This is a genomic window from Kitasatospora sp. NPDC057542, assembly GCF_042801945.1.
In the GTDB taxonomy this organism is placed as follows: Bacteria; Actinomycetota; Actinomycetes; order Streptomycetales; family Streptomycetaceae; genus Kitasatospora.
This window is the reverse complement of record NZ_JBHVFE010000830.1, coordinates 1-1,487: the sequence shown is the minus strand read 5'-3', so window position 1 is coordinate 1,487 and position 1,487 is coordinate 1. Positions and strand designations below refer to the sequence as shown.

Below are 1,487 nucleotides of genomic sequence, written 5' to 3'. Positions count from 1 at the left end.
CGGCCGGGGTAGGGACGCGGTGCGTGCGGGAGACCGCAAGCACGTAGCCGAGCCCGCGCCTTTCCAGGGCCGCGCGCAGGTGCGGGTTGTCGCCGCAGACCTCGTCGCCGGCCGCCCACGCGGCCGGGGCACCGGAGTCCAGGGCGCGTTCGATCATCTGCCAAGCCAGCTGCGGCTTGGTCGAGAAGCCGATGTCGTCGGGCACGGCTGCCCGCTCGCAGCGGTCCCGGTCGCCGGTCCAGGACTTGGGCAGGTAGAGGGCACGGTCGATGGCGGCGTGGCCGTGCCGGGAGGTGTAGGTGAGGTAGACCGCGACCTGGGAGTTCTCGATCCGGCCCGCGGTACCGGTGTACTGGCGCTGGACGCCGACGGTCTGCGTGCCCTTCTTCAGGTCTCCGGTCTCGTCGACGACGAGCACCGCCTGGTGGTCCGCCAGGTGCTCCAGGACGAACTCGCGCAGGTCATCGCGGACCCGGTCGGCGTCCCACTTGGCGCGGCCGAGCAGATGCTGCAAGCCGTCCGGGGTGGCGTCACCGGTGTGCTCGGCAATGGTCCAGCAGTTCTTGCGCGGCAGGTCCGAGAGCAATCCGAGGACCAACTGCCGCACCCGGCGGCGGGGTTCGACCCGGGAGAACCGGCCGGCTATCCGGCCCATCAGGCCCTCGAACGCCTCTTGCCATCGAGCAGGGTCTACGCTGTGACCTGCGGCCACCGCATGATCTTCAATCTTCACACACCGATGATCAAGGTGGCCGCAGCCATCCCGCAGCCGGTCCACCGGCAAGATCACGGTCTATGACTGGAGTGCCAGGTCGCGCTGATACCAGGTGCCTGGCTTACCGCTGAGGTCGGCCGGGTCTGCCGGGCCGACCGGGACGAACCCGGCCTTGGTCAGCACCTTCTGGGACGCGGCATTGGCGTGAGCGGTGGCTGCCCGCAGTGTGCGCAGCCCGTGCCGCGCCCTCGCCAGCCGGCACAACTCCCGGACGGTCGCGGTTGCTACGCCGCGGCCGGCGACGTGCTGCGCGACCCGGTAGCCGAGGTTGGCAGTGCCGTCCTCCAAGTCGTACAGGTTGAACCGGCCCAGAACCGAGCCATCCTCGGCGACCAGCACGTAGAAGGCGCAGATGCCGGCCTCTTGCTCAGCCAGCAAGGCGCTGTACCGGTCGGCGAACTGGTCGTAGAACTCGTCGCCCCGGTCGGGAACCGAGGCAGCGAAGTAGGCACGGTTCGCCAGCTCGAATGCCAGGACCGCCGGGGCATGGCCAGCATCCAGCTGCTTCAGCTCGGGCACGGCGCAACTCTACCCAGACGGCGCGCCGAGACCACCTGATTTTCCATCAGCGGCAGACAGCCCCAAGACCATGGCACATCACGATCTACAGCTGGAGTACTAGTGTCCTGCGCCAGAGATTCGTCGGCAGAATCGGGCGAGGGAGTCGAGGATCTCCTCTGCGGTTTTGGTCCAGGTGAACGGTGTGGGGTTG

Annotated in this window: 2 protein-coding genes; both read right to left on the bottom strand. The window is 68.5% G+C overall.

The window, feature by feature from the left end; genetic code table 11:
• Positions 1-655: IS701 family transposase (locus ACFU7Y_RS43900; RefSeq protein ID WP_380772063.1), on the bottom strand; the 655-nt coding region annotated here is incomplete at its 3' end.
• Positions 656-793: 138 nt separating this feature from the next.
• Complete coding sequence (locus ACFU7Y_RS43895; RefSeq protein WP_380772061.1) at positions 794-1,294, bottom strand: GNAT family N-acetyltransferase; 501 nt, start codon at positions 1,292-1,294, stop codon at positions 794-796.
• Positions 1,295-1,487: the final 193 nt, after the last annotated feature.